The organism is Aquirufa sp. ROCK2-A2, assembly GCF_054558485.1.
Window position 1 is genome coordinate 174450 of record NZ_JBPXKA010000005.1, and the last position, 6000, is coordinate 180449.

The following is a 6000-nucleotide window of genomic DNA, read 5'->3' on the forward strand; positions in this document are numbered from 1 at the left end:
TTGGGCAAAAATCCTCGACCTTGCAGTCGAGTCAATTAAGCTGAATGCCTCGTAGATATTTAGAAATGAGTTCCCTTTGCATTTTCCCTACGATAAAGAAAAGGTGTTTCAGAATCATTTCTTGGATTTACTCAAAGAGTTCAATCCTAAAATAGCCTGCAAAATTACTGATAATTTTTGGATGTGCAATAGATTATTGAAAATTTATTAGTAAATCGTGGATAAAGGAGAGAAGAGAGAAACTGTGACTTTTACCTATTACCTATTACCTTTTACCTTTTACCTATTACCTAAACCCATGCGCTCCAAAATCCACTACTACCTTCGATTTATTTTTGGCCTAACCCAATCAGAGATTTATGGCTTCACGTTCTTACTCTTTTTGCTTTTCGTTTGGTTTGTCCTATCTCAGTTCCAAGCTTACCAATTTGAAAAGGAATTACATGCCCACTTTCAGCCTACCTATTACGAATCCAAGCTCGATTCTATCAAGATCAAGCAACAAAATTTCCAAAAACAATTTGCTTCCAATGACCACTCTTATACATATAGTAACAGAAGTAGGTATTTTGTTCCAACAAATGGGAAGAAAAATGACCTAAAAACCTCTATGCAAAGGCTCGATATCAATACGGCTGATTCCTTAGCATGGATCGCATTACCCGGCATTGGACCTGCATTTGCCAAGCGAATTTTAGCTTATAGAGAAAAATTGGGGGGCTTTTATGCAGTGAATCAATTGAAAGAAGTTTATGGATTAGATTCTGTTTGGGTAAATAATCAAATCAAAAATCTGCACACAGGTCAAGGGATCTATCGAAAGTTGTCCCTGCAAAAAACTGAATGGAAAGATTTTAGACACCCCTATTTGCCGTATGCTCAAGCTAAAATTTTTCTTACTTATCGCCGACAACATCCAGAAATTGCTACATTTCAAGATTTAGATAAAATTCAATTGATAGATAAAACGATTTGGAATAAGTTAAAACCCTATCTTGAAGAGGCATTTAGGTAATTGGTACCTTATCAAAGATTGAAATGATGCTTTTCCGTTTTATTTATATTCGCTCCATTTTTGGACTTGGCCTGAATTAATTACATTTGTGCCAAATTTACACTTCATATCATATATACAATGTCAACTGGATTTTATCAAGTACCTCAACCTATCAATGAACCCATTTTTGCTTATTCGGCAGGTTCTAAAGAAAAAGATCAGCTTGTTCAAAGCATCTCAAATTTGAGATCACAACAAATTGAGGTGGAGATGAAAATCAATGGAAAATTTGTTCGAGGTACTAATAAGGTAGCCATGACATGTCCGCATGATCATCAGCATATCTTGGGATATTATTATGAAGGAGGCCAAAAAGATGTTACAGATGCAATCAATGCTGCTTTAGAAGCCAAGAGTGCTTGGGCGGCCTTAACATGGCAAGAACGTTGTTCTATTTTCTTAAAAGCCGCTGATTTGTCGGCAAATAAATATCGAATGCAATTGAATGCCCGCACGATGTTGGCACAATCGAAAAATGCTTACCAAGCAGAAATAGATGCCGCTTGCGAATGGGTGGATTTTCTACGTTTTAATGTACATTATGCTACTCAGATTTATGCGGATCAACCAATTTCTTCTCCTGGAGTTTGGAACCGATTGGAGTATCGTCCCTTAGAAGGTTTTGTGTATGCTTTAACCCCCTTCAATTTTACTGCAATCGCAGGAAATTTACCCGCTGCACCTGCTTTGATGGGTAATACAGTGGTTTGGAAGCCCGCACCGCAACAAATTTATTCGGCAGCATTGTTGATGCAGATTTTGGAGGAGGCAGGTCTGCCAGCTGGAGTGATCAACTTGGTATTTGCCGATGGACCCGCTGCAGGAGAAATAGTCTTTAACCACCGCGATTTTGCAGGAATCCATTTTACGGGTTCGACCAAAGTGTTTCAAACCATTTGGCAAAACATTGGGAATAATATTTCCAATTACAAATCCTATCCTAGAATTGTTGGGGAAACAGGGGGGAAAGATTTTGTCATTGCACATCCATCTGCTGATGCAAAAGCATTGGCGGTCGCATTAATCAGAGGGGCATTTGAATACCAAGGTCAAAAATGTTCCGCTGCTTCTAGAGCTTATATTCCACAATCGCTGTGGGCAGAAATAAAAGAATATTTGGTATCCGATTTAGCTTCAATTAAAATGGGAGGAACAGAGGATTTTGGAAATTTTGTCAATGCCGTAATTGATGAAAAAGCGTTTGATAAAATAAGTGGATATATCTCAGAGGCTAAAATTTCATCTGAGGTTGAGGTGATTGCGGGCGGAGGCTTTGATAAATCGAAAGGGTATTTCATTGAACCAACGGTTTTGTTAACAACAAATCCACATTACAGAACCATGGAGGAAGAGATTTTTGGACCTGTTTTGACGATTTATGTTTATAATGATTCGAAATGGACAGAAACCTTGGAATTAGTAAATTCAACTTCTGCGTATGCTTTGACTGGAGCCATTTTTGCTCAGGATGCCTATGCCATGGCGGAGGCGACCAAAGCTTTGGAACATGCCGCCGGGAATTTGTATTTGAATGATAAATGTACAGGAGCGGTTGTTGGTCAACAACCTTTTGGTGGCGCTAGAGCCTCTGGAACCAATGACAAAGCAGGATCCTATTTGAACTTATTGCGTTGGGTTTCTCCAAGAACGGTAAAAGAGGTTTTTTCTTCTCCAACGGATTATCGATATCCTTTTTTGGGGTAATGGGTTCCGGCAGTCGATTTAAAGGGTGGCAATTAATTAACAATACGAATGGAAAGACAACATGGATAATTGTCATTGTTCTTATTTCAGCTATTGGTGTTGCGGTTGTTCAAACAACCATTAAGCTCAAAAAAAATAGCCGAAATCGTAGTAAAAATCGGCCTTCAGCCGAATAATTAGTCTTGGATAAAATTAGACCTTTTTACTTACTGTTCGGTTTATTTCGTAATTCATCCTTGTCCTTTTTATACTGTGTCATCAGCATGTACAAACCAACGATACTTCCGATGACAGGAATTAACCATATCATAAGAATCAATAATAATTTATCAGTGTTATGTATTTCTTTCTTTATAACAATCAAAACAGTGATGATCAATGGAGGTAATGTGAATAATAATAGAAAAAATCCAAAAAAAGCAAAAAAGGGTGCGACAAATTCCATGGAGATGAGTGTTTACGGTACAATTTTTTAATTAGGTTGAGTTAAGGATAAGTAGATATTTTAAACATGATACTGACTCGTTCTGCGTATTTTTCTTGAAATTCATTCCAACCTTTTTTAAATAAACTAAATTCAAAGTGATCAGAATGTAATTTTTTTTCATGCAGACTGTCTGCCCCAAGCGTGTAGAATTCTAATTCAAAGACTTTGGTATTACTCTTTTTAGTATAAAAGGAAATGGTCCTTATTTCCTTCTGAAATAGTGTTGGATCATTCATAAGTATTCCCATCCATAATTGCAGTGGTCCACCACTGATTGAACTAACCTTTTTGGGTATTTCTGAACTTGGCGTTTTTGATGGGTCAATTAGAATCACAACTTCCTTTAGAAGAATGGCATTACTGTCTAAATTTGCTTCCCGGTGAGAATAGGCTTTAACCTCGCTGATCAACAATGAAAGTAGTCCTGTAAAAAAGAAGAGGATTAGCTTGGAGCTGTTTTTCATAGTGATTAGATTTTCAATGATATGGTAAGTTGAATAAAATCTATGAAATAGGATGGCATTCGTGTATTATTAGTCATTAAAAACGATCGTACTGATTTTAAGGGATGTTTTACTTTGCCCCATTTGGGCATAGCTCAGTCCAATTTCATTTTCTAACTGCTTTTTTAATTGCTCAAAAGGGATATTTATTATTTTAAATGTGTAGCGATTTTTATCTTTTATATCACCAACAAAATATGCTTTTCCTCCATATGATTTATTAAGTCCTTCAGCGATTTGAAAAATAGTGCAATTTTTACAAATCAACGACTTGGGAAAGTTCGTTATCGATGAACTTTCGCTTGGTTGAGAATTGTCAAGGCCCTTTTTTATCTTACTTAATTGATTTTTTTGTTTAACAGAATCAATTACAACTAATTGATAATTTTTTTCATTAGGGTCTTCTTTTTCAACGATGGTAATATTCATTGCTTTTGTAAAAATGGGTAAGAAAGCTTTTTTTACACTTTTTACATTTAAATTGTAATTCTCTCCAGCTGTATTGATGTTTTCTTTGAATGGGATATACGTTCTTGAAAATCTTCATATTCAGCTGTAATCATTAAATCTTCTTTTTCAGGATCTTTGAACTTTATCAATGCTTTGTTTTTATCAAGCAATTCAGCTAGACTTTCTTTCAGCGGAACTTTTTCAAATGTTACATCATTTGAGCTAAAAGATTTACTGGATCGTTTGACAAGTTCATATTCATCCGATATTTCTAAACGAAAATGGTAATCTGATCCTTTATAATTGACAAGTTCTTCAGATCCAAAATGACAGCCAAATAACATCAGGGTAATAGATATTCCTGAAAAAAGGGTTTTGGTATTGCGAGAGGTTTTCATAGTCTTATGTTTATTTCGTGTTTAATTATTTTTTCTGTTCAATATTGGTTACATAGGATGCGTGGATATTTTAAGCATGATACTGACTCGGTCTGCGTATTTTTCTTGAAAAGGTTCATGAATGGGGAAATGCCTCCAATTTTTTCCTTCTTTTATGTAAGTAGGTTTATGACTTTTGTAAACTCCTAATCCAATGGAATTATCCTGGTTATGCCAATCGAATGCTCGTTTTTTGAATCGAACTGCCACAATTAGACCATTTTCTGGGATTAGGATATGAGGGGGTATTTCAAATTCATTCCAACCTTTTTTAAATAAACTAAATTCAAAGTGGGCAGAATGTAATTTTTTTTCAGGCAGACTGTCTGCCCCAAGCGTGTAGAATTCTAATTCAAAGACTTTGGTATTACTCTTTATAGTATAAAAGGAAATGGTCCTTATTTCCTTCTGAAATAATGTTGGATCATTCATAAGCATTCCCATCCATAATTGCATTGGTCCACCACTGATTGAACTAACCTTTTTGGGTATTTCTGAACTTGGTGTTTTTGATGGGTCACTTAGAATCACAACTTCCTTTAGAAGAATGGCATTACTGTCTAAATTTGCTTCCCAATGAGAATATGCTTTAACCTCGATGATCAACAATGAAAGTAGTCCTGTAAACAAGAAGAGGAATAGCTTAGAGCTGTTTTTCATAGCGATTAGGTTTTGGTTTTCAAATGTATCGAAAGGTAAGTTAATTCCAAAGCATTTGTCAAATTAATTAAAGGGTAGCAAATTTTGGATTCTGAGGCCCTTATTCATGTTAATTAAGAATTAATATTCTGGATTTTTATTTATTCATTCTTACCGATTTTGGTTTCAACTCCGCTCTGTCAAGGCTTTTTTCTAGTTTAGAAAATATCTGTAAACTTGTGGTTAATCCGCCGAAAGAAAAGAAAAAAATATGAGTTATGAGTTTTAAAAAACGCTCATAATTCATAATTAAATTGATTCGTCATGGATAAATTGACTTAATTAAGTTGTTTGTTTCTTTTTTCTAAAAAAAAGAAATACCAAAGAAAAAAAAGAATCAACATATTGCATTGTTGTAACGAATTAGGTTAAGAAGAGGCAATTTTTGGCTTGTTCCGGCTACTTCAATGTTTTCACTATTAATTCGCATTTTGAATAAAAATTGTTGTTTTTGTTTAGGAGACATAATTTTTATTCAAATATTCTCCTTGATTTTCAATGGATTAGGCTGAAGTAATAAAAAAAGATTGCGTAGTAGTTTGGTATTTAAAAAATAAACCTACATCTTTGCACTCCCAATCGCTAACAAAAGGTTGTTAGCACTAAGTGAGACGGTATAATTGAAGATGAAACAGGCGCAGGCTTGTAGGAATTGAAGAGTAG

The 6000-nt window shown here is 35.0% G+C and carries 7 protein-coding genes; 2 read left to right on the forward strand and 5 right to left on the reverse strand.

The features are described from left to right. Window positions 1-298: 298 nt before the first annotated feature. Both V7S76_RS08790 and pruA read left to right on the forward strand, forming a co-directional pair. Window positions 299-1015 carry a ComEA family DNA-binding protein gene (locus tag V7S76_RS08790; protein ID WP_459509717.1) on the forward strand — a complete coding sequence of 239 codons (717 nt, stop codon included), beginning with the start codon at window positions 299-301 and terminating at the stop codon, window positions 1013-1015. A 120-nt stretch (window positions 1016-1135) separates the two neighbouring features. Next, window positions 1136-2761, forward strand: a complete 1626-nt coding sequence (gene pruA / locus V7S76_RS08795; RefSeq protein ID WP_459509718.1) for an L-glutamate gamma-semialdehyde dehydrogenase — start codon at window positions 1136-1138, stop codon at window positions 2759-2761. Window positions 2762-2963: 202 nt separating this feature from the next. Here pruA and V7S76_RS08800 read toward each other — a convergent pair whose 3' ends face one another. From V7S76_RS08800 to V7S76_RS08820, 5 genes are all read right to left on the reverse strand, one after another. Continuing rightward, window positions 2964-3206: a hypothetical protein gene (locus V7S76_RS08800; RefSeq protein WP_459509719.1), complete on the reverse strand. Its 243-nt coding sequence runs from the start codon at window positions 3204-3206 to the stop codon at window positions 2964-2966. Between the two features lie 41 nt (window positions 3207-3247). Continuing rightward, entirely contained in the window at window positions 3248-3712 is a 465-nt protein-coding gene (locus V7S76_RS08805) for a hypothetical protein (RefSeq protein WP_459509720.1), read from the reverse strand. Window positions 3713-3781: 69 nt separating this feature from the next. Then, a complete protein-coding gene (locus V7S76_RS08810) occupies window positions 3782-4180 on the reverse strand; it encodes a hypothetical protein (RefSeq protein ID WP_459509721.1) in 399 nt (132 codons plus the stop codon). Window positions 4181-4227: 47 nt separating this feature from the next. Next, window positions 4228-4599: a hypothetical protein gene (locus V7S76_RS08815; RefSeq protein WP_459509722.1), complete on the reverse strand. Its 372-nt coding sequence runs from the start codon at window positions 4597-4599 to the stop codon at window positions 4228-4230. 48 nt (window positions 4600-4647) lie between these two features. Continuing rightward, a complete protein-coding gene (locus V7S76_RS08820) occupies window positions 4648-5298 on the reverse strand; it encodes a hypothetical protein (protein WP_459509723.1) in 651 nt (216 codons plus the stop codon). Window positions 5299-6000: the final 702 nt, after the last annotated feature.